The following is a 22,353-nucleotide window of genomic DNA, read 5'->3' as shown; positions in this document are numbered from 1 at the left end:
AATAATTATATCTTTATCCTTTGTGATAAAGTTGCATTTATTTTATTTCCATAATTATATTAAAATAATATGGATTAGATAATTTAGGAGGAAAATATGAAAAAATCAAGAATTTTATCTTTAATGCTTGCTGGCTTAATGTTAGTTGGTTGTCAATCTAAAAAAGCAGAAGATAAAAAAGAAGAAAAACAGGTAGAAACTACTAAAAACTTTGAAGGAAAAACTTTAAATGTTGTAGCTACGTCTGAAAAATATAAAAAACTTTTTGATAAGTTTTCAGATGAAACTAAGGCTAAAGTTGAATTTCTTTCAATGTCAAGTGGAGAAGTAATTGCTAAAATTAAAGCTGAAGGTGGAAAACCAAGTGCTGATGTTTGGTTTGGTGGCGGAATTGATGCCTTTATGAAAGCTAAATCAGATGGTCTTTTAGAAATGTATAAACCTGAAGGATTTGATAAAATTAAAGAAGGATTTAAAGATAATGAAGGTTACTGGATTTCAAAGGGAGTTACAGTTGTAGGATTTTTAGTAAATAATAAAATTTTAGAAGAAAAAGGACTTAAAGTACCTAAAACTTGGGAAGAAATTGTAGATCCTAAGTATAAAGATGAAATTATTATGGCAAATCCTGCTGTTTCAGGAACTAGTTTTGCAAATGTTAAAGGCCTTATAGATAAGTATGGAGAAGAAAAGGCCTGGGAATATTTTAAAAAGTTAAATGATAATGTTAAGTTCTATGGAAAAAGAGGAAAAGATCCACAAGAAAAAACAGTAGCAGGAGAATTTGGAATAGGAATTATTCCAATTGATAAATCAGCTTTTGATGTAGCTGAAAAAAATAATTTAACTGCAATTTATCCAGAAGATGGTTTGTGCTGGGTACCAGAAGGTGTAGCAATTTTTAAGAACAGTCCAAACCTTGAAGTTGCAAAAGCATTTGAAGATTTTATTTTAAGGCCTGAAAATCAACAATTGATTGCTGAACTTGATGGAAAAGATGGTAGTCAAATGGTAATTGAAGGAACTAAAGGGTATGATCTTGGCTTACCTAAAGATAAATTTATAAAAGAGGATATAGAAAGTTTTGGTTCACAAAGAGAAGCTATTCTTAAGAAATGGGCAGAATTAACACAAGGAAAATAAAATTTCACGATAATTTTTATCGAGAATATTTTTAGAAATCTTGTTGTTTTACAATAGAAAATAGGGAGAGCAATCTCCCTTTTTAATTAATTAAAGTTATGAAAAGATATTTTAAATTTTTAGATGTAATTATTATATTAACTCTTGTTTTTTGTTTATTTACTTTTATTTTATTTCCTTTCTTAAAAGTTTTTACTTCCACATTTTTTAATGAAGGAAAATTTACTTTAGAAGGATTCTCTTTTTTAAAAACACAGAGTAAACTTTTATATAATTCAATTTTTGTAGCAATTTTTGCTACCATAATTACAACAATTGTTTCGGTTTCTATTGGAATTTTTTGTTTTAGTATTAGAAAGAGTATAAAGAGATTAATTTCATTTGTTTTAATGATTACAATGATATCTCCACCTTTTGTTTCATCATTAGCATATATAAAACTTTTTGGAAGAAGAGGTTTTATAACACATGATATTTTTAAGCTTTCATTTAATGCTTATGGTTCTTTTGGTGTTATTTTAATGCAAAGTATAGGGCTTATATCTTTGAGTGCTCTTATGATTATATCTACACTAGATAATATTGATAAGGAGCAAATAAATAGTGCAAGATCTTTAGGTGCAAAAACAAATAATATTATTTTAGATATTATTTTACCTCAATTATTACCTAGCATAAAAGTTGTTGCAATTTTAAGTTTTATAAGAAGTATTGCTGATTTTTCTACACCTTTAATAATAGGTGGTTCTTTTGAAACTTTAGCTTCAAAATCATATAATGTTTTTATTTCTGATGGAAATATTATTCAGGCTGGAGCTATGAATATAATACTTTGTATTCCAGTTATTTTTACTTTTATATTTTATATAAAGAATTCAAGAATAATTTCAAATACAAATTTTGGATCTAATGTGTCAGAAGTTAATATTGAAAAGAAAGGTATTATTTTTTCCTTTGCAATTTTTTTATCAACAATATTTTTGATTTTATTAATTTTACAATATAGTTCTATAATTTTATCTGCTTTTACAGATTATTCAAAAGGAAAATTATATTTTACATTTGAACACTTTATAGGAATTAAAGACCATATAGATAAAACTATTTTTAGAAGTATTAATTATTCTTTGATTTCTGCTTTCTTTGGTAGTCTAATAGGACTTTTACTACAATATTATATTCATATAAGAAATGTAAAATTTTTAAAAATATTTGATTTTATTGCTACTATGCCATATATGTTACCAGGTACTTTCTTTGGAATTGGATATATATTAGCTTTTAATAATTATCCAATTTACATTACAGGAACTGCTTTAATAGTTATTTTGAATGTTACTTTTAAGCAACTTCCTTTTTCAACTAAAGTCTTTAGTTCTAGTTTAGAAACAATAGATAAGAATCAAATTTTAAGTGCAAAAGACCTAGGAGCAAATGAATTCTTTATTTTTAAAGATGTTATTTTATCACATACAAGAAATCATTTTGTTATAAGCATGATAAATGGATTTAATAGTACTATGACTACAGTTGGATCTATAATTTTCATTGTATATCCAGCACAAAAGGTTTTGACTCTTGTAATGTTTGATGTCATAAATAGTGGTAAATACAACACTGCTTCAGTATTAGCTATATTGATAATTCTGATTTGCTTAATTTTTAGTTTATTATTTATGTTTATTAATTATATTTTAAATAAATTAGGAGATACTTATGTTCTTAGAAGTAAAAAATTTATGTAAGAAATATGGTGAAAAGGAAGTTTTAAAAGATATTAACTTCTCTCTTGAAGAAGGTAATATTCTATGTATATTGGGACCTTCCGGTTGTGGAAAAACAACCATTTTAAATTCAATTGGAGGTTTTATTAAAAACGATTCAGGACAAATTATACTAAATGGAGAAGATATAAGTTCTTTAAATCCAGAAGATAGAAATATTTCAACAGTTTTTCAATCTTATGGACTTTTTAGTAATAAAAATGTTTTAGAAAATATTGCTTATGGATTGAAATTTAGAAATGTAAAAAAGCAAGATAGAATAAAACAATCTGTGGAAATGCTAAAAATTGTTGGACTTGAAGGATATGAAAAAAGAAAAATTCATGAGTTATCTGGTGGTCAAAGGCAAAGAGTGGCACTTGCAAGAAGTCTAGTTATAAGTCCAAGACTTATTTTGCTTGATGAACCTTTTTCAAATCTTGATAAAAATTTAAGAATTACAATGAGAAATGAAATCAAGAAACTTGTAAAATATTTTAAAATGACGACAATACTAGTAACACATGACCAAGAAGATGCTTTTACAATGGCTGATAGAGTTATTTTAATGAATGAAGGAAAAATAATTCAAAATTCTGCAGTTACTGAGCTATATAATTCTCCAAATAGTGAGTTCTCACTATCATTTATTGGAAATTCAAATAAATTGGATAATGATAATTTTATTAGACCGGAAAAAATCAAAATAGTTGATTATGAAACTGAAGAACCTGCTGAAATTTTATCAAAACAATTTAGAGGAGCTTTTATAGAGTATCAGTTAAAGTTAAAGAAAAACGATAAGAAGATATTAAAAGTAGTAGAACTAAATACCGGAAAAGAAAAAAATATCGGAGAAGATGTTTTTATTGAGTACAAATTACAAAAACTTTCAATTTAATTGAAAGTTTTTTCTATATTAACAATTGTTGAATTTTAGTTGATATTGTATTATAATTAATATGAAAAATATAAAAATTAGAAAGATGTGATTTTATGGGTTTAGATAAATTATTTTTTTTGTTATCAACTATAAGAATAACAGATATTATAGATATATTTATAGTTAGTTTTATGTTTTATAAGTTATTTGCATTGATTAGAGGAACAAGAGCAACTCAACTTATAAAAGGGATACTATTTATTTTTATAGCTTCAAAACTTAGTGAGTTTTTTAAACTTTATACTATAAGTTGGATTTTAAATAATGCAGTTACTGTTGGTTTTATAGCTATTTTGATAGTATTTCAACCAGAACTTAGAAGGATATTGGAACATATTGGAAATAATAAACTTTTAAAACCTGTTAATTTTGAAGTATCAAGTAGTAATGCTAATGTCATTGAAGAAATTGTTAAGGCTACATATTCATTAGCTGACAAAAAAATTGGTGCTTTAATGGTTTTAGAAAGAAAGACAGGTCTTAGGGATATTATTGAAACAGGTATTTCTTTGAATTCTGACGTTTCCTATGAATTGTTAATGAATATTTTCATTCCTAATACTCCATTGCATGATGGGGCAGTTGTTATAAGTCATGATCGTATTATAGCAGCGTCTTGTTTTTTACCTCTAACTGATAGTAAACAAATATCAATGGAACTAGGAACAAGACATAGAGCTGGTATTGGTATTTCAGAAAAATCAGATGCTATAGTAATCGTTGTTAGTGAAGAAACAGGATATGTTTCTATTTGTGAAAAATCAAGAATAAATAGAAATGTTTCAAAAGAATACTTACTAAATTATTTAGTTGAAAATTTTGTTGTCGAAGAAAAAAATACTAATTCATTAAAAGAAATTTTCCAAAATTTATTTGAAAACAAAGAAATTTCAAAAGAATCTGTAACAAAGGAAGAACTTAAAGAGGAAGTAAAAAAAGAAATTATTGAAGATATAAAAGAAGAAGTTAGTGAAATTGTTGAAAATCAAGGTGATAAAATTGTTAAAAAAGATTAATATAAAGAGTATAATTGAATTAATTAAGAAAGATTTTAAATTAAAAGTAATTTCATTGGCTGTTGGAATAGTTATGTGGTTTCTTGTTATTGGTGGAGTTAATCCAGTTGTTACAAGGCAATTTAATGATGTTCCTGTAAGTTTTAAGAATCAATCTGTTTTAGAATCTAGAAAACTTATAAGAATAAGTCCTGAAAATCCAACAGTAACAGTTACTATAACAGGAAAAAGAAGTGATGTTTATTCTGTAAATAAAAGTGATATAGTTGCAGAGGTGAATTTACAAAATGGGATAACATCTGGGGCACATAGATTATCTATTAATTATAAAGTTCCATATAATGTTCAGTTTAAATCAGCTTCAGAAACTGATTTACTAGTTACTTTAGATGAAGAAATAAGTAAAACTTATAAAGTTGAAGTTGAAACAGTTGGACAAATAAAGAATAAAAACCAAGTTGTAGCAAAAAAAGAACCTGCTGATTCTGAAATTGTAGTAAGTGGACCGGTTAGTTATGTAAATAAAGTTAAGAAAGTTCTTTGTGTTGTAGATGTTACTAATAAAGATAGTGATGAAGTAGTTCAATCTAAAATAGTAGCTGTTGATGAACTTAATCAAGAAGTTAAAAAAGTGACTCTTAGTAAAACAGACACTAATGTTTCTATCGGATTTAAGAACTTTAAAGAAGTTCCAATAAAATTAGTAGAAATAAATACACCACCTAGTGATGTAAGAATTATAAAGAAAAACATTGTTCCTAATATAGTTTCATTGGTTGGAAATTTGACAAGTTTGGAACAAATTTCGGAAATAAGCACTAAACCTTTTGATTTGTCTCAAATAAAGGAATCAGGTTCATATAATCTTAATTTGGAATTACCATCTGATGTAGCTCTTGTTAATAATGATCTAAAGGTTGTTATTAATATTGATGTTGACAAAAAGATTGAAAAGAATTTTGAAATTGATACGTCTAATATTTCAATAGAGAATGAGTCTGATAAAGAAATACTATTGAAAGGTTTACAAAATAAGGTTCAGGTTACTGTGAGAGGCTATGAATCTGACTTGGCTAAGCTAACTGAAGACGACATAAAACTTTATGTTTCAGTTAAGAAAGAAGATGTTGGTAAAAATGTGCAAATAAAAGCCAAAAATATTGAAAATATTGAAATTGTAAAAATTTCAAATGATATTGTTCAAGCTATTGGAAAATAAATTTTAATTAAGCAATGGTAAATCCATTGCTTTTTTATAAATAAGTAATGAGGTTATGTATGGATTTATTGAAGGGATTAAATAATAGACAATTAGAGGCTGTGGAGCATTTTGGTTCTCCATTGTTGGTTCTTGCTGGAGCAGGAAGTGGAAAGACTAAGGTATTAACTACAAAAATCGCTTATGCAGTTTTAGAAAAAAATGTAAGTGAATACGAAATTTTAGCTATTACTTTTACAAATAAAGCCGGAAAGGAAATGAAAGAGAGAATAGAGAATATCTTTAAAAGAGATATTTCTAGTATGTGGATAGGAACTTTTCACTCAATTTGCTCTAAAATTTTAAGATTCAATATAGAAAAAATAGGATATTCAAATAATTTTACTATTTATGATAGAGATGATCAAAAGTTAGTTTTAAAAGAGATTTTTAAACAAAATCCTACTTGGGAAAGTGTACTTGGAGAGTTCAAAAATGCTATTATTGGAATTATAAGTGATGCTAAAGGCAAAAATGTTAAATCAAGTGAATTTTCAAAATATTTTTCCTTTGGAAATAATACTGATGTAGTAGAAAAAATTTATAAAAAATATGAGGAAATCTTAATAAAGAATAATGCTTTAGATTTTGACGACCTTATCTTTAAAACTATTGAACTTTTTAAAAAATGTCCTGAAGTTTTGGACTATTATTCTGAAAAATTTAAATATATTTATGTTGATGAATATCAAGACACGAATGATTCCCAATATGAGATTATAAAACTTTTAGCATCTAAATATAAAAACGTATGTGCCGTTGGAGATATCGACCAATCAATTTATGGGTGGAGAGGTGCAAACATTTCAAATATTTTAAATTTCGAAAATGACTTTCCCAATTCAAAAATAATTTTACTTGAAGAAAATTATCGTTCAACACAAAAGATTTTGGATTGTGCTAATGAACTTATAAAAAATAATGTAAATAGAAAAGAAAAAAATCTCTGGACAAAAAAAAAGGGCGGAGATGAAATAATTTATAAAAGCTATCAAAATGAAAATTATGAGGCTATAGAAGTTGCACAAAATATTTCAAATTTGATTTTTGAAGGTTATAATTTATCAGATATCGCAGTTTTATATCGTGCAAATTTTCAATCATTTGCAATTGAAAATGCACTAAGAAAAAATTCTATTGCGTATAGAATGGTCGGTGGTCTAAAGTTTTACGATAGAAAAGAAATTAAAGATATTTTGGCATATTTAAAATTAATTGCAAATCCGAAGGATGATAATGCTTTTAGAAGGATAATAAATTATCCTAAGCGTTCAATTGGAAATGTAAGTTTGCAAAAACTAGAGGAATATTGCTATGCTGAAAATATCAGTCTTTTTGATGGACTATTTAGAAATGAATTTTTGGACTCTGTAAGTAAAAAATTAAGAACTGAATTTGAAAATTTTAGAGATATGATTTTCGGCTTTATCACTTGTGTTGAAGATACTGAAGTTGAAATTTTGATTAAAGAACTTTTAGATTCAATCAAATTTGTAGATTATTTAAGAGAAAATGAAAAGAAAGAGTTTGAAAAAAAGGCAGAAAATATAAATTTATTTTTGGAAGAAATTTCTAATAACTATAAAGGAGCTAAATTGCTAGAATATCTTGAAACAAATAGCCTTTTATCAGATATAGATAAGACTGAAGATTCGGATGATACTGTTACTTTAACTACTATTCATTCTGCAAAAGGACTTGAATATAAAGTTGTATTTATTATAGGAATGAATGAAGGTATATTTCCGAGTGAAAGGTCAATTAAAGAGAGAGATGATGGACTTGAAGAAGAAAGACGACTTTTCTATGTAGCTATTACTAGAGCAAAAGAAAAACTTTTTATTTCTTCAACAAAGAGTATGACTATGTATGGGAAATTAAATCTTTATAGAGTTTCAAGTTTTGTAGATGAAATAATTAATTATGTTGACGATAAAAGCATTAATCTTGAATTTAATTTTGATGAAGAAAGAGTTACTACTTCGAAAATTAGAAATGATGCTTATACAGATTATTCCAGAACTTATGTTTCTAATGCAGATCTTGGAAGAACAAAACTGGACAAACCATTAAATCATTATCAAAAACCAAATAAGACTTCTTCTAAAGATGTTTACAAAGTTGGAGAAAAGATTATACATGAAAAATATGGTGAAGGAACTGTAATTAAATGTGAAAAAGCAGGAACAAAGGTTATGCTTATGGTTGCATTTGATGGAGAAGGTATTAAATTATTTGATTTAAAGAAAGACAAGCGTATAAAGAGGGCTTAATAATGGATAAAATGAAAGAAATTGTAGAAAAATTAAATCTTTGGGCATATAAGTATTACACTTTAGACGAGCCTATTGTAAGTGATGCTGAGTATGATAAACTCTATGATGAACTTCTTAAATTAGAAAAAGAAACAGGCGTAATTTTACCAAATTCTCCAACTCAAAGAGTAGGTGGAGAAGTTTTAGAAAAATTTGAAAAACATACACATTTAAAAGAGCTTTACAGTTTACAAAAGGCGCAAAGTTTTGAAGAACTTGAAGAGTTTCATAATAGATGTTTAAAACTTTTAAATGAATATAATTCTATAAACAATACTAAAAAGACTTTGGAATATTATGTTGAATTTAAATTTGATGGACTTACAATTAATCTAACTTATGATAAAGGAATTTTAGTTTCTGCATCTACTAGAGGAAATGGAGTATATGGAGAAGAAGTTTTTGAACAAGTAAAGACAATAAAAAGTATCCCGCTTGAAATTGATTATAAAGGTTTAGTTGAAATTCAAGGAGAAGCTATTATGCCTCTCTCTGCCCTTGCAAAATATAACGAGACGGCAGAAGTACCTTTAAAAAATGCCAGAAATGCTGCAGCAGGAGCGATTAGAAATCTTGACCCCAAAAAGACAGCTAGTAGAAATTTAGATGCTTTTATTTACAATGTTGGCTTTAAGTCTGATGAGCAATTTAAAACTCAAGAAGAGATGATTTCGTTTTTAAAAGAAAATAAATTTAAAGTAAATGAATATGAAAAAAAATGTCTTAATCTAAAAGAGATAAAATATAAAATAAGAGAAATAGATGTTTTAAGAAAAAAAGTTGACTATTTGACAGATGGTGTTGTAATTAAAGTTAATGACTTTGAACTTAGAGAATTTTTTGGATATACTAATAAATTTCCTAGATTTGCAATAGCTTATAAATTTGAGGCAGAAGAATATAGTACAATTTTAAAAGAAGTTGTTTGGAATGTAGGTAGGACAGGAAAAGTTACTCCTACAGCTATTTTAGAACCAGTTGAAATAGGTGATGTAACTGTTCAAAGGGCAACTTTAAATAATTATGATGATATTTTAAGAAAGAAAGTAAAAATCAATTCAAGAGTTTTGATAAGACGTTCAAATGACGTTATCCCGGAAATTCTTGGAACAATGGATGAAGATAATGGAAATGAGATAGAAATTAAAATGCCAACACATTGTCCTTATTGTAATAGCGAATTGATTAGAGATGGAGTGCATTTTTTCTGTACAAATACTCTAGCATGTACACCACAGTTAACTTCTTCACTTGTTCATTTTTCAAGTAAAAATGCAATGAATATAGAAGGTTTAAGTGAAAAAACTATTGAATTATTGTTTGATAAATTAGGAGTGGATAAAGTTTATAAAATTTATGATTTAAAATATGATGAACTTATCACTCTAGAAAAATTTAAAGATAAGAAAGTTAATAATTTATTAAACTCAATAGAAGAGAGCAAAAATGTAAATTTAGAAAACTTTATCTATGCGCTTGGAATTAAAAATGTAGGGATTAAAACTGCAAAAGATTTAGCTAAAAAATATAAAAATTTAGTTAATTTAAGAAAAGCAACTATTGAAGAATTACTGCATATTAATGATATTGGGGAGGTTGTTGCAAGTTCTATTTTTGAATTTTTTAATGATGAATATAGTAAAGGTGCTTTGGATAAATTACTTGAAAAAGGAATAGAAGTAATTCCTTATGAAGAAATTTCAAAAAGTGAATTTACTGATAAGAAAATTGTAATAACAGGTACTTTTGAAAATTACAAAAGAAAAGATTTAGAAGATATTTTTTCTCAAAATGGTCTTATAGTTCAATCTGCTGTTGCAAAGTCTACTGACTTTTTAGTGGTAGGAGAAAAAGCTGGTTCAAAATTAAAAAAAGCACAAGAGCTTGGAATAGAAATTATAACTGAAGAAAATCTTGAAAGTTTTTTACAAAGTATCAGTTTGGGATAATACCTTTAGTTTATGGATACGAAAAAATGTTTAATAAGATGTTTTTAAAGACTTGCAAAGGCGATTGTTCTATGATATAATACTAATGTTAAATTTGAGTTTGTAAAAGGAGGTATGAAAATGTCAAAAAGATGTGCAATTTGTGATAAAACAAAATTATTTGGAAATAAAGTAACTTTTTCACATAGAAAGAGCAGTAGATCATGGGGAGCAAATATTAGAAAAGTAAGAGTTGTTGTTGACGGCTCTGTAAAGAGAATTAATGTTTGTACTACATGTTTGAAGAGTGGTTTTGTTGAAAGACCTTCATTTACTTCAGCTGAATAATTATAATGAAAATTTTTAGGAAGATTATTATCTTCCTATTTTTTTGTTCAAATATTAAAAATTTTGTTTGAGAAATTTTATATTACAATAAATAACATATTTCTACAATTTATTGATATTATATTAAATGTAAAAATTCAAAAATTAAATAATAAAAAATTTGACTAAATGCAAAAAATATTTTATACTTATATGAGTTAAATTATTAAGTTCAAGGTAGTGATTTTATAAAAATAGCAGTTATTGGTGCAGGTGCATCAGGTATTATGAGTGCGATATTTTCAAAAAACGAAAATACCGATGTATTTTTGTTTGAAGGAAATGAAAAAATTGGTAAGAAAATTTATATTTCAGGAAAAGGAAGATGTAATATTACCAATTCAAAAGAAATTTACGAATTTTTTGATGAAGTAAATAGAAATAAAAATTTTTTATATAGTAGTTTGTATTCTTTTACTAATGAGGATATTTTGAGATTTTTTAACGAGAATGGCCTAAGAACTAAAGTTGAACATGGGGGAAGAGTTTTTCCGCTTTCTGATAAATCAAGTGATGTTATAAAGGTATTGGAAAAAGCATTAAATGTAAAAGGTGTTAAAATTATTTTAAATACTGAAATTGATGATGTAAAGATTATTGGGGATAAATTTAAATTAGTTTGTAACAAAGATTATGGCCTTTTTGATAAAGTTGTATTTGCTACAGGGGGTAAATCTTATCCTTTTACAGGTTCTAGAGGGAAAGGTCATGAAATTTTAAAGAGATTGGGTCATACAATAACTGATTTAAAAGCTGGACTTGTTGGAATTGATGTAAAAGAAAATATTAGGAAATATTCAGGAGTAAGTTTAAAATTTGTAGATTTTAATATATATGGTAAATATAAAAAGCTTTTACATTCTGAGTTTGGAGAAATGATTTTTACTCATACAGGTTTTAGTGGACCAATAGTTTTAAAATCAAGCAAGTATTTTGATAATTCAGAAGATTTTGTTATTTCAATTGATTTAAAACCTAAACTTGATCAGCATACATTAGATCTTAGATTACTAAGAGAATTTGATCAAAATAAGAATAAAAATTTAAAAAATGTTCTTTCGAATGTTTTAATAGGTTCTATGGTTGAACTTGTACTCGAAAAATCTGGAGTTAATGGAGAAATTCCAGTTAATCAGATTAATAAAGAAGATAGAAAAAAGCTTGTAGAAACTATAAAAAATTTAAAATTTAATTTTAAGAGCTTAAGACCATTAAGTGAGGCAATTATTACTATTGGGGGCGTTTCAGTTAAGGAGATTAATTCTTCTACTATGGAAAGTAAGCTTATAAAAAATTTATATATTGTAGGGGAACTATTAGATGTAGATGCAAATACAGGTGGATATAACTTAACTATTGCATTTTCTACTGGACATTTAGCTGGAGTTTCCTGTATAGAAGGAGAGTAATTATGGATTATATTATAGCAATAGATGGACCTTCAGGAGTTGGAAAAAGCACCATTGCAAAAAAACTTTCTAAAATTTTAAAGATTAATTATATAGATACAGGAGCGATGTACAGAGCGATTGCATTTAAACTAATTTCTAATAATATTCCTTTAGATAACCATAATAAAATAAAAGAAATTCTTGAAAATACTGATTTTACATATAAAGCTAATTGCCTTTATATGGATGGTGTAAAATTAGGAAAGGAAATTAGAACTGATGAGATTTCAAAAGGAGCATCACTAGTTTCAAGTTATGATTATGTTAGAAATCATTTGGTTTCACTTCAAAGAAAAATAGGATTGGAAGGAAGTTGTGTTCTTGATGGGAGAGATGTTGGAACTGTAATTTTTCCAAAGGCAGATTTTAAATTTTATTTAACTGCTTCTTCTAAAGAAAGGGCAAAAAGAAGATTTTTGCAAAGTGAACGAAAAAAAGGTCTTAATTTGGAGCAAGTTAGGGAAAGTATCGAAAAAAGAGATTTTGATGATATGAATAGAGAAGCATCTCCTCTAAAAAAGGCAAAAGATGCAATTGAAATAGATTCTACCGATAAGACTCTTAAGGAAACTATATTAGAGTTTTTATCCTATATTAGAGGAGAAAGTAATGTATAAATTTTTACTTAGGATAGTTTCTGTTCTTATAAAAATAATTTACAGAGTAAGAGTTAATGGAATTGAAAATTTTAAAGATGATGAGCCTATAATAATAAGTGCTAATCATATTCATATATTTGATCCTGTTATTCTTGCAACTTTAACAAAAAAACAAATATTTTTTCTTGCAAAAAAAGAACTTTTTGATAAAAAATTTTCGGCAAAATTCTTTTCAAAACTAGGAGTCATCCCTATAGACAGAGAAAATACTGATTTAAAAGCAATAAAGTCTTGCTTTAGAGTTATAAGATCAGGAAATATGCTTGGAATTTTTCCAGAAGGAACAAGAGTTAAAACGATAGACATTAGTAATATGAAAAAAGGTGTAGCTTTAATTGCTTTGAAAAATAAAGTAAATATATTGCCTATTCATATTGAAGGAACCTATAAAATTTTTTCTAAAATAACTGTTGATATATATCCTATGATAGAAATTAGTGATTTTGAAAATATGGAAGATGCGGAGGCTATTGATAAATTAACAGAAGAACTATTTTATAAAATTTATCAAGGAAAAAATGGAGATTTATATAGCAAATAATGCAGGTTTTTGTTTTGGAGTAAAAAGGGCAGTAAAAATAGCCGACAAAACTTTGAATGAAAATCAAAAAAATGAAAATGTGTATTCATATGGAGAATTAATTCATAACCCTCAAGTTGTAGAAAAGTTTGATGAAAAAGGACTTAAGGTTATTGATAATTATGAGAACGAAAAAAAAGGAACAATAGTTTTACGTTCACACGGAATACATCCAAATATTAAGAAAAAAATGATAGAATATGGACATAAATGTATTGATTGTACTTGTCCAGTTTTATTAAATATATATAGAAAAATTGAAAAGAAGGTTGAAAATGGGTATGAGATTATAATCATCGGAGATAAAAATCATCCAGAAATCAAAGCTATGGTTGGTTATTGTGGTAATAAATTTTGTGTAATAAATACAAAAGAAGAAGCAGAAATGATAAAAAACAAAAAAAATTTATATATTATTTCACAAACGACCAATTTAGTAGAGAAATTTTTTCAATTTTCTGATATAATAAAGGATAGGAATGAAAATGTTATAATTGAAAATACAATTTGTGATGCAACTTCAAAAAGACAAAATTCTTGCGAAGAAATTTCTAAGAAAGTTGATTGTATGATAGTTATTGGGGGATACAGTAGCTCTAATACAAATAAACTTTATGATGTAGCCAAAAAGCATTGTAAAAATGTATATAGAATTGAAACATTTTTAGATTTACCATTGAAAGATATGGTAAAATATAAGAAAATAGGATTAACCGCCGGCGCTTCAACTCCGGATTGGTTAATAGAGGAGGTAGTTGAAGGTATGGAAATTTTAAGCAAGGATGAATTTATGGAACAAATAGAAGGGAGTATTAAGAAAATTTATCCAAGAGACATAGTGAAAGGAACTATAATTTATGTCACTGAAACTGAAGTTATGGTTAACATTGGTTATAGAAGTGATGGGATTATAAAACTTGATGAGTTATCTTCTGATGTTACTAAAAAACCTAAAGATTTATTTCATGAAGGACAAGAAATTGACGTTTATGTAATTAAGCTTGATGATGGGGAAGGTAATGTTGTTTTATCAACTAGAAGAGTAGAATCATTAAAAGATTGGCAAAATCTTGTTGAAAAATTCAATAATAAAGAGTTGGTAGAAGCAGAAGTAGTAAAAGAAGTTAAAGGAGGCCTATTAGCTACTGTTGATGGAATTAATGCTTTTATTCCTGCAAGTCATATTACAACTAGCTTCGTAAAAGATTTTACACCATATATTGGTCAAAAATTAGAATGTGCTATAATTAATCTTGATGAAAGAAAGAAAAAAGTTGTTCTTTCAAGAAGAGAAGTAGAAGAAAAAGAATTAAATGAAAAATTAGATTTAGCTTGGAGTAAATTGGCTGTTGGAGATGTCTTAACAGGAACAATTAGAAAGCTAACTGACTTTGGTGCATTTGTAAATTTAGGAGATGTTGATGGTTTAATTCATGTTTCAGATATTTCTTGGAATAGAATTAAAAAACCTTCTGATATTTTAAATGTTGGAGATCAAGTAGAAGTTGTTATTTTAAAACTTAATAGAGAAAGAAATAGGATTTCATTAGGTTTAAAACAATTGACAAAGAAACCATTTGAATTATTCCTAGAAAATAATTCAGTTGGAGATGTTGTTACAGGAACTGTAATTAATTTAGTTGATTTTGGTGCATTTGTTAAATTAAAAGAAAATGTTGAAGGTTTAGTTCATATTTCTCAAATTTCTCATGATCACATTGAAAAGGCTTCAGATGTATTAAATATTGGTGATGAAGTACAAGTAAAAATTATAAATATTGATGAAGAAAACCAAAAAATATCTTTATCTATAAAAGAACTTCTTGAAAAACCAGTTGAAGAAACAGTTGAAGAAGAAAAAGAAGTAGTTGTTGAAGAAGAAAAAGAAGAAGAAGCAAAATTTGAAAATCAAGAATTGGATAATTCAATTGGTGCATTACTTGATATAGAATTATAAAATTCAAAAATTTTACAAAGCTGTCGAAAAAACGACAGCTTTTTTATGTTTTCATTGAAATAATTTTCGTTAAGGTATATAATTTAACTGGAGTGATTTTTATGAATGTAAAATTTTTTAATAAAAGTTCGGAAGAACGACGAAATATGATTCTTAGTGAAAAAGTATTAAAGACTATAGTTATTTTAACTATACCTATTTTTATGATGGGTTTAGTGCAATCTTTAATTCCTATTACAGATGGATTATTTTTAAACAATAGAGCAGGATATATTATAGCGGGAGCTATTGGTTTTTCTCAATCTGTAATAAACATTTTAAATGCTTTTTCGCAGGGGTTAAGTGTTGCGGCGTCGGCAATAATAGGACAATTATATGGGAAAGGCGATATTGAAAAAACCAAGCATAGTTCGGTTCAAATTTTGGTTTTATCTTTTGGTATAGGACTACTACTTTCGCCTCTCTGTTTAATATTATCTTATATAATATCAAGAGGGGTAAATGAAGAACTTTCAGTACATGTTTTTGAGTATCTTGGACTTTATTCTTTTGTTTTACCTTTTTTATTTATGGCAGCTATTTTTAATTCTATAAAAAATGGGACAGGACATCCTGAAGCACCATTTTTTCGTATGATAATTCTTTTGGTTTTTAAAATAGTTTTTAATACAATATTTTTATCAATTTTAAATTTAGGAGTTTTTGGTGCAGTATCTGCATCTTTTATGTCTTACTTTTTGATTGGTATTTGGATGTACTATGATTTATTTATAAAAAAATCAGATATGCAACTTTCTTTAAAAAATTTTAGATTCGATTTTGAATTTATAAAAAAGACGATGAATTTAGCAATTCCCAGCATTTTATCATATATCTTAGTTTATATTGGATTCTTTTTAATTAATAAAGAAGTAGTAAAATATGGATCTATTGCCCTTAATGCTTCTACCATTGCTTCTAATATAAATTCAATTTATTTTGTTTTGCCTACAAGTGTTGGAACAACGGTTACTACAATGATTAGTATGAATATAGGGAATGGAAATGTAAAAAATGCAAAAAAAATATTTTATTACGGTATTTTGTTTTCTTTGATGATAGTATTTGCAATAATAATAATTTTTACACCTTTAAATCCATATATTGTTGAGTTATTCCAAAAGAATCCTGAAATTACTACTATTACAAATAAAGCTTTAACAATTTATATGTATTCTGTAATTGGATTTGGAATTTTTACAGTTGAACAAGGAGTATTTATTGGGTTGGGAAGAACAAAAATGCCTTTACTTACTGGAATAATGAGAATTTGGCTACTTAGATATATTTTTATAGTATTTACAGAAAAATATTTGGGTGTATATTCAATATTCTGGGGTAATTTATTTTCAAACTGTATGGCTGCATTTATATTTTTCTTTTTTGTTATGAAAGTGAAATGGGAATCAGCTATTAAAGATTTATAAAAATCTTGATTTTTTTCTTAAAATTTGATATAGTAGTCTATATACTTATGTATAAATTAGGAGGTTTTTTTATGGAATTTAATAATGAATTAGGTAAAGTTTCTATTAATCCTACTGTGATTAAAACAATCGTAGCTAATGTGTTAAGAGAGAGTTATGGAGTTAGCGGATTGGCTAATGTTTCTCCTAAAGATGGAATCTATCACCTTTTAGGATGGGATAATTCAGGTAAAGGTGTTCATGTTGTACTTAAAGAAGATAATATTTTCATAGATTTACATATTGTTATTCAATATGGAATTAAAATTTCAACAGTTTGTGAGAATATAATAGAAAATATAAAATATAATGTTGAAAACTTGACAGGATTAACTGTGAAAAAAGTTAATATTAATGTTCATGGAATAAAATTAGAAGGTAATTAGGAGGAAATTATGATAAATAGTGAACAATTGCAAAAGGCATTTGTAAGAGCTCGTAATTATCTTGAAACAAATAAAGAGATAGTTAATAGCTTAAATGTATTTCCAGTTCCTGATGGAGATACAGGTACAAATATGTCTTTGACTATTAAATCAGCAATAAAGAATTTAGAAAATTCAAAAATTAATACTTGTGCAGATGTTACTAAAGCTATTAGCGATGGGGCATTGATGGGCGCAAGAGGAAACTCAGGAGTAATCTTATCTCAAATTTTAAGGGGTTTCTATTTAGGAAGTAAAGAAAGTGTAACACTTGATGTTGAAACTATTAAGGAATGTTTTGTAAATGCTTACAGGGTCGCTTATAAATCAGTTATAAAACCTACTGAAGGAACAATTTTAACAGTTATAAGAGAAATGGGTGAATTTGCAGAAGCAAATTATACTCATTATAATGATGAAATTGAATTTTGTAAAGAAATTTTAAAGGAAGGTTTTAGAAGTTTGGAAAAAACTCCTGAAATTTTACCTATTTTAAAAGAAGCAGAAGTTGTAGATGCTGGTGGCCGTGGACTAATGTATTTACTTGAAGGTGCCTTAGGAGATGAAGTTGTTGAAATTAAAAACAATTACGAATTCAATAGACCTGCAAGAATTGAACACTTGGCTGCACAACAAGATGAAGATATTAAATTTGGATATTGTACTGAATTTATGGTTACAAGTGATTCAGAAGAATATGGAGTATTAAGGGATAAACTTGCAAGTATTGGAGATTCTTTAATTGTAGTAAAAGGTGATAATATTATAAAAGTCCATGTTCATACTAATCATCCTGGACAAGCAATTGAATGGGCATTAGAATTTGGACCTTTACATGACTTAAAAATTGATAATATGAGAAGACAACATAATCATTTACATCATACTGACAAAGAAGTTGCAGATGCTAAAAAGTCCGAAGAAGTGAAAGAACATAAAAAATATGGTTTTATTTCTATTTCAACAGGAGATGGTATTGATGAAATCTTTAAGAGTATGGGTGTAGATGAAATTATTACTGGAGGACAAACAATGAATCCTTCAACTGAAGATATTTTAAAGGCAGTTGAAAAGATTAATGCTGATGATATTTTTGTTTTCCCTAATAATAGTAATATTATACTTGTTTCAGAACAAGCAGCAAAAATTTCTAATAAAAGACTTCATGTTATAAAAACAAAACAAATACCACAAGCATTTAGCTCATTATTTAATTTTGACGAATCCTTATCAGTTGATGAAAATATTGAACTTATGACTGAGGCTATTTCCAATGTTAAAGTTGGTCAAATAACTTATGCTCTAAGAGATACTGAAATTGAAGGAGTAAAAATCAAAAAAGATGATTTTATGGGCTTAAATGAAGGTAAAATCACAGTGTCTAAAAAGAAAATAGAAGATACATTTAAAGCACTTATTGATCAACTTATTGATGAAGATTCATCTATAGTAAGTATTTACTATGGAGAAGATGTAAAAGAAAAAGATGCTGAAAAATTAGCAAAATTAATTGAGAAAAAATATGAAGATATTGAGGTTGAATTAGTATATGGTGGTCAACCATTATATTACTATTTGATTTCAGTTGAGTAGAAAAAGTCCGAAAGGACTTTTTTTGTAAGGATAATTATGGAATTAAAAGATATTAAGGGAATTGGAGAAAAGAAAATTGCTCTTTTAAATAAACTTGGAATTTTTACAGTTAATAATTTATTAGAATATTTTCCATATTCTTATATTGATACAACAAAATTTAAAAGAATTTCTGAAATAACTGAAGAAGGAAGTTATTCATATAGATTAAAAATCATTTCTTTAATGGAAAATAGAAAGAAAAGAAATATTAGAGTTACAAAATTTTTAGCAATGGATGAAGAAATGAATTATTGCACAATTGTATATTTTAATAATATCTTTATTTCAAAAAATTTAAAGATTAATAATGTATATGAAATGTATGGAAGGGCAAAATTACTTGGAAAAAATGTTGAAATTCAGTCTCCTACAATGCAAAATAAAGCTAATATTATTGGAAGTATAATTCCACAATATCATTTGTGTAAAGGAATTTCTAATCTAGACTTAGTTAAGATTATTCAAAATTTATTAAAAAAGAATTCATATTTTGAAGAAAAACTACCTAGTAATATTCTAAATGAGTTAAACTTGGAAAATTATGATAAAGCAATTAGGAACATTCATTTTCCAAAAGATAATGAAAGTTTTATTAGAGCAAAAAGAAGACTTGCCTTTGACGAGATTTTTTATTTTCAACTCTCTATGAAAAAATTAAAGAGAAATAATGAAGATGCTATTAGATTTGAGATAAAAGATGAAACATTTGACTTTATAAAATCCTTGAGTTTTAAATTGACTAATTCACAAAATAAAGTATTGGAAGATATTTTTAGAGATATGTCTAATGATAAACAAATGAATAGACTAATTCAAGGAGATGTGGGTTGTGGTAAAACAATAATCTCTTTTATTGCTATGTTTAATGTTATAAAAAATGGATTTCAATCAGTTTTAATGGCACCAACTGAAATTTTAGCTAGACAGCATTATGAAAATGCTAAAAATCTTTTTTCAAAATATAATATAAAAGTTGAGTTGTTAGTTGGAAGTTTAAAAGAATCGGAAAAGAAAGCTATTAGAGAAAAGATTGAAAATGGAGAAGTTGATATTATAATAGGAACTCATGCAGTTTTTCAAGAAAAAGTTGTTTACAAGAATTTAGGTTTTGTTATTACAGATGAACAGCATAGATTTGGTGTTAAACAAAGACTTTTACTTTCTAAAAAATCGAATAATCCGGATATATTAGTTATGAGTGCAACTCCTATACCTAGGACTGTTGGTCTTGTTATGTTCTGTGATTTGGATATTTCTACTATTGATGAATTGCCTAGTGGTAGAGGAAAGGTAAATACTTATTTTGTGGATGAAAATTATGAAGAAAGATATATGAATTTTATAAAAAAACATATATCAGAAGGACGTCAAGCCTACATTGTTTGTCCGCTTATTGACGAAAGTGATACATTGGAATTACAGTCAGTTATAAATTTATATGAGCGTCTAAAAGAAAGATATTTTCAAGACGTTGAAATCGAGTTTATACATGGGAAGATAAAACCCGTTGACAAAGATAGGATAATGAAACATTTTGAAAATGGAAAAATAAAAGTTCTAGTTGCAACTACAGTAATAGAAGTTGGAATTAATGTTCCTAATTCAAATATAATGGTAATTTACAATGCGGAAAGATTTGGTCTTAGTCAATTACATCAACTAAGAGGAAGAATAGGAAGAGGAAATTATGAAAGTTTTTGCATTTTAGTTAGTAATAATAAAAGTACAAATGTAAAAAAGAGAATGGATATAATGTGTTCATCAAATGATGGATTTTATATTTCAGAACAAGATTTTTTACTAAGAGGATATGGCGATATACTTGGATATCGTCAATCAGGAGAAGCAAGATTCAAAATTTTAAATATCCAAAAAGATTATGAGCTTTTAAAATCTGCTATAAAATATGTTGATGAGATTTTGAGTGAGGATTTTAATTTTGAAAAAGAAGAAAATCAAGTTGTAAAAAGAAATGTTGACGAATTTATCCAAAATTTAAGTAATAACATTATTATGAATTAAAGAAAAGAGATAGAGTTTATAATTTTATCTCTTTTTTTAGTTTAATTTAAAAATAATAGTATAAACTTTTTTTATCTGATATTATTTATAAAAAATTAAATTAAAATAATATAATTATATTAATATAGTTGACAAATAAACTTTTATTTTGTACAATATGAGTAACGAGTTAAATAAAAATTTTATATAATATTATAGGTATTAAAAGAGTATATTAAAATAATATATTAAGGAGGTGATTATATGAAAAATAAAGATTTTAAAGAAAACTTCTCTAAATCAGATACTAATACTGAGAAACAATGTGAACTAAAACAAGAACTTTTAAAAAAAATAAAGGTAGTTGAAGTTAACAAAAAAGATGGATTAGTTTTTTTTGGACGTTGTCATTGCAGTGGTAATGGCGGAGTTGGAACTTTGTAAGTGAAAGATAATTAAAATATGCAAACTTAAAGTTTGCATATTTTGGTTTCTTAATTTATTGTGTTAGGAGATATAATGTATAAAATTTCTGAATTTTCAGTAATTCATGTAAAGATAGATTTAAAATATAGTGATACATTTTTAAATAATGTATTAAACTTAATAAACAGTAAAAACTTTAAAATGGTAATATTAGATATAGAGGAACAATTTGAAGATTATATTTTTATAGATAAGATGTTTAAACTTTTAGGACATAGTAAAGAATTAATATTAGTATCTAAAGACATTAATTTAAGCTATTTAAAGAATGAAAATATACTTAAATTTAAAACATTAAATATGACTAATATATTTGATTTTTATAAATGTAAATTTGATGTAGATGTAATTTTTTTAGATTTTGATTTAAGTTTTAATAAGCAATATAACTATTTTTATTTAAAAGAATTTATAAATATTAATAAAAATATTAATTTGTTTGTTAATTTTATTGTAAGTGAAAAAGAATATTTTAATATTAGCAAAGTTAATCAAATTATAAGTGAATTAGTTACTAATGATATAAATTTTTCTTTATCAACATTATTTAAAGAATTGCAAATAGTAAAAAAACATCCATGTAATATGTATTTGTGTAGTGGAGAACTATGTCATAATAATAAATCTAAATATCCAAGATATATATATGTAGACAAAGATGGAATTTTTCCCTATAAATGTTTAGATAGTAAGATTTCTATATGTGATAATTTATCATATAATAACATAGAATTTGTTTCTGTTATGAATAATTATATAAGATCAAGAAAATATGAAAAATTTATTTTATGTAATAAATTTATTTTTAATAGATTCATTCTTACTAATTCTTCAAGTATTTTACCTTGGAATGTTCTGTTGGAATATTCTTTAAATTGTTTATAATATTAATTGGAGGATT

The 22,353-nt window shown here is 26.1% G+C and carries 18 protein-coding genes; all 18 read left to right on the top strand.

Annotated features, from left to right (window positions below):
* Window positions 1–96: 96 nt before the first annotated feature.
* The 18 genes from RWJ08_RS01860 to RWJ08_RS01775 all read left to right on the top strand — a co-directional run bounded on the left by RWJ08_RS01860 (window position 97) and on the right by RWJ08_RS01775 (window position 22,337).
* Window positions 97–1,143: an ABC transporter substrate-binding protein gene (locus RWJ08_RS01860; RefSeq protein WP_313960863.1), complete on the top strand. Its 1,047-nt coding sequence runs from the start codon at window positions 97–99 to the stop codon at window positions 1,141–1,143.
* 98 nt (window positions 1,144–1,241) lie between these two features.
* Entirely contained in the window at window positions 1,242–2,888 is a 1,647-nt protein-coding gene (locus RWJ08_RS01855; RefSeq protein WP_313960862.1) for an iron ABC transporter permease, read from the top strand.
* Complete coding sequence (locus RWJ08_RS01850; RefSeq protein WP_313960861.1) at window positions 2,860–3,807, top strand: ABC transporter ATP-binding protein; 948 nt, start codon at window positions 2,860–2,862, stop codon at window positions 3,805–3,807. Before RWJ08_RS01855 ends, RWJ08_RS01850 begins: the two co-directional genes overlap by 29 nt.
* A 95-nt stretch (window positions 3,808–3,902) precedes the next feature.
* Window positions 3,903–4,865: a diadenylate cyclase CdaA gene (cdaA, locus tag RWJ08_RS01845; RefSeq protein WP_313960860.1), complete on the top strand. Its 963-nt coding sequence runs from the start codon at window positions 3,903–3,905 to the stop codon at window positions 4,863–4,865.
* The gene (locus tag RWJ08_RS01840) at window positions 4,840–6,084 is read left to right on the top strand and encodes a YbbR-like domain-containing protein (protein ID WP_141557451.1); all 1,245 of its coding nucleotides are present in this window, start codon (window positions 4,840–4,842) and stop codon (window positions 6,082–6,084) included. Before cdaA ends, RWJ08_RS01840 begins: the two co-directional genes overlap by 26 nt.
* Window positions 6,085–6,143: 59 nt before the next feature.
* Complete coding sequence (locus tag RWJ08_RS01835; protein ID WP_293438854.1) at window positions 6,144–8,396, top strand: ATP-dependent helicase; 2,253 nt, start codon at window positions 6,144–6,146, stop codon at window positions 8,394–8,396.
* Between the two features lie 2 nt (window positions 8,397–8,398).
* Window positions 8,399–10,387, top strand: coding sequence for an NAD-dependent DNA ligase LigA (ligA, locus tag RWJ08_RS01830; RefSeq protein ID WP_313960859.1), 1,989 nt, complete (start codon window positions 8,399–8,401; stop codon window positions 10,385–10,387).
* Window positions 10,388–10,507: 120 nt separating this feature from the next.
* Window positions 10,508–10,714, top strand: a complete 207-nt coding sequence (gene rpmB / locus RWJ08_RS01825) for a 50S ribosomal protein L28 (protein ID WP_009372827.1) — start codon at window positions 10,508–10,510, stop codon at window positions 10,712–10,714.
* A 227-nt stretch (window positions 10,715–10,941) separates the two neighbouring features.
* Window positions 10,942–12,162: an NAD(P)/FAD-dependent oxidoreductase gene (locus tag RWJ08_RS01820; RefSeq protein WP_313961004.1), complete on the top strand. Its 1,221-nt coding sequence runs from the start codon at window positions 10,942–10,944 to the stop codon at window positions 12,160–12,162.
* A 2-nt stretch (window positions 12,163–12,164) separates the two neighbouring features.
* Complete coding sequence (cmk, locus tag RWJ08_RS01815; protein ID WP_041954060.1) at window positions 12,165–12,821, top strand: (d)CMP kinase; 657 nt, start codon at window positions 12,165–12,167, stop codon at window positions 12,819–12,821.
* Window positions 12,814–13,404: a 1-acyl-sn-glycerol-3-phosphate acyltransferase gene (locus tag RWJ08_RS01810; RefSeq protein ID WP_009732777.1), complete on the top strand. Its 591-nt coding sequence runs from the start codon at window positions 12,814–12,816 to the stop codon at window positions 13,402–13,404. The genes cmk and RWJ08_RS01810 overlap by 8 nt, the downstream gene beginning before the upstream one ends.
* Window positions 13,382–15,400: a bifunctional 4-hydroxy-3-methylbut-2-enyl diphosphate reductase/30S ribosomal protein S1 gene (locus RWJ08_RS01805; protein ID WP_313960858.1), complete on the top strand. Its 2,019-nt coding sequence runs from the start codon at window positions 13,382–13,384 to the stop codon at window positions 15,398–15,400. Before RWJ08_RS01810 ends, RWJ08_RS01805 begins: the two co-directional genes overlap by 23 nt.
* Window positions 15,401–15,501: 101 nt before the next feature.
* Window positions 15,502–16,866: an MATE family efflux transporter gene (locus RWJ08_RS01800; protein WP_313960857.1), complete on the top strand. Its 1,365-nt coding sequence runs from the start codon at window positions 15,502–15,504 to the stop codon at window positions 16,864–16,866.
* A 71-nt stretch (window positions 16,867–16,937) separates the two neighbouring features.
* Entirely contained in the window at window positions 16,938–17,291 is a 354-nt protein-coding gene (locus tag RWJ08_RS01795) for an Asp23/Gls24 family envelope stress response protein (RefSeq protein ID WP_293438878.1), read from the top strand.
* Between the two features lie 9 nt (window positions 17,292–17,300).
* Window positions 17,301–18,923 carry a DAK2 domain-containing protein gene (locus RWJ08_RS01790; RefSeq protein ID WP_313960856.1) on the top strand — a complete coding sequence of 541 codons (1,623 nt, stop codon included), beginning with the start codon at window positions 17,301–17,303 and terminating at the stop codon, window positions 18,921–18,923.
* 36 nt (window positions 18,924–18,959) lie between these two features.
* The gene (gene recG / locus RWJ08_RS01785) at window positions 18,960–20,987 is read left to right on the top strand and encodes an ATP-dependent DNA helicase RecG (protein ID WP_313960855.1); all 2,028 of its coding nucleotides are present in this window, start codon (window positions 18,960–18,962) and stop codon (window positions 20,985–20,987) included.
* Between the two features lie 243 nt (window positions 20,988–21,230).
* Entirely contained in the window at window positions 21,231–21,410 is a 180-nt protein-coding gene (locus RWJ08_RS01780) for a hypothetical protein (RefSeq protein ID WP_313960854.1), read from the top strand.
* Between the two features lie 75 nt (window positions 21,411–21,485).
* The gene (locus RWJ08_RS01775; protein WP_313960853.1) at window positions 21,486–22,337 is read left to right on the top strand and encodes a hypothetical protein; all 852 of its coding nucleotides are present in this window, start codon (window positions 21,486–21,488) and stop codon (window positions 22,335–22,337) included.
* Window positions 22,338–22,353: the final 16 nt, after the last annotated feature.

Origin of the sequence: uncultured Parvimonas sp. (genome assembly GCF_963524015.1) — a bacterium.
Classification (GTDB): domain Bacteria; phylum Bacillota; class Clostridia; order Tissierellales; family Peptoniphilaceae; genus Parvimonas.
Note: the sequence above shows the minus strand (reverse complement) of the source record. Positions and strands in the feature narration are given on the sequence as shown.

What these genes read in the sequence shown, in the direction of transcription:
- RWJ08_RS01790 (WP_313960856.1), top strand. Translation starts at nt 17,301, where the DNA reads ATGATAAATAGTGAACAATTGCAAAAGGCATTTGTAAGAGCTCGTAAT.
- RWJ08_RS01810 (WP_009732777.1), top strand. Translation starts at nt 12,814, where the DNA reads ATGTATAAATTTTTACTTAGGATAGTTTCTGTTCTTATAAAAATAATT.
- cmk (WP_041954060.1), top strand. Translation starts at nt 12,165, where the DNA reads ATGGATTATATTATAGCAATAGATGGACCTTCAGGAGTTGGAAAAAGC.
- RWJ08_RS01835 (WP_293438854.1), top strand. Translation starts at nt 6,144, where the DNA reads ATGGATTTATTGAAGGGATTAAATAATAGACAATTAGAGGCTGTGGAG.
- cdaA (WP_313960860.1), top strand. Translation starts at nt 3,903, where the DNA reads ATGGGTTTAGATAAATTATTTTTTTTGTTATCAACTATAAGAATAACA.
- rpmB (WP_009372827.1), top strand. Translation starts at nt 10,508, where the DNA reads ATGTCAAAAAGATGTGCAATTTGTGATAAAACAAAATTATTTGGAAAT.
- RWJ08_RS01775 (WP_313960853.1), top strand. Translation starts at nt 21,486, where the DNA reads ATGTATAAAATTTCTGAATTTTCAGTAATTCATGTAAAGATAGATTTA.
- ligA (WP_313960859.1), top strand. Translation starts at nt 8,399, where the DNA reads ATGGATAAAATGAAAGAAATTGTAGAAAAATTAAATCTTTGGGCATAT.
- RWJ08_RS01800 (WP_313960857.1), top strand. Translation starts at nt 15,502, where the DNA reads ATGAATGTAAAATTTTTTAATAAAAGTTCGGAAGAACGACGAAATATG.
- RWJ08_RS01855 (WP_313960862.1), top strand. Translation starts at nt 1,242, where the DNA reads ATGAAAAGATATTTTAAATTTTTAGATGTAATTATTATATTAACTCTT.
- RWJ08_RS01795 (WP_293438878.1), top strand. Translation starts at nt 16,938, where the DNA reads ATGGAATTTAATAATGAATTAGGTAAAGTTTCTATTAATCCTACTGTG.
- RWJ08_RS01860 (WP_313960863.1), top strand. Translation starts at nt 97, where the DNA reads ATGAAAAAATCAAGAATTTTATCTTTAATGCTTGCTGGCTTAATGTTA.
- recG (WP_313960855.1), top strand. Translation starts at nt 18,960, where the DNA reads ATGGAATTAAAAGATATTAAGGGAATTGGAGAAAAGAAAATTGCTCTT.
- RWJ08_RS01805 (WP_313960858.1), top strand. Translation starts at nt 13,382, where the DNA reads ATGGAGATTTATATAGCAAATAATGCAGGTTTTTGTTTTGGAGTAAAA.
- RWJ08_RS01850 (WP_313960861.1), top strand. Translation starts at nt 2,860, where the DNA reads ATGTTCTTAGAAGTAAAAAATTTATGTAAGAAATATGGTGAAAAGGAA.
- RWJ08_RS01780 (WP_313960854.1), top strand. Translation starts at nt 21,231, where the DNA reads ATGAAAAATAAAGATTTTAAAGAAAACTTCTCTAAATCAGATACTAAT.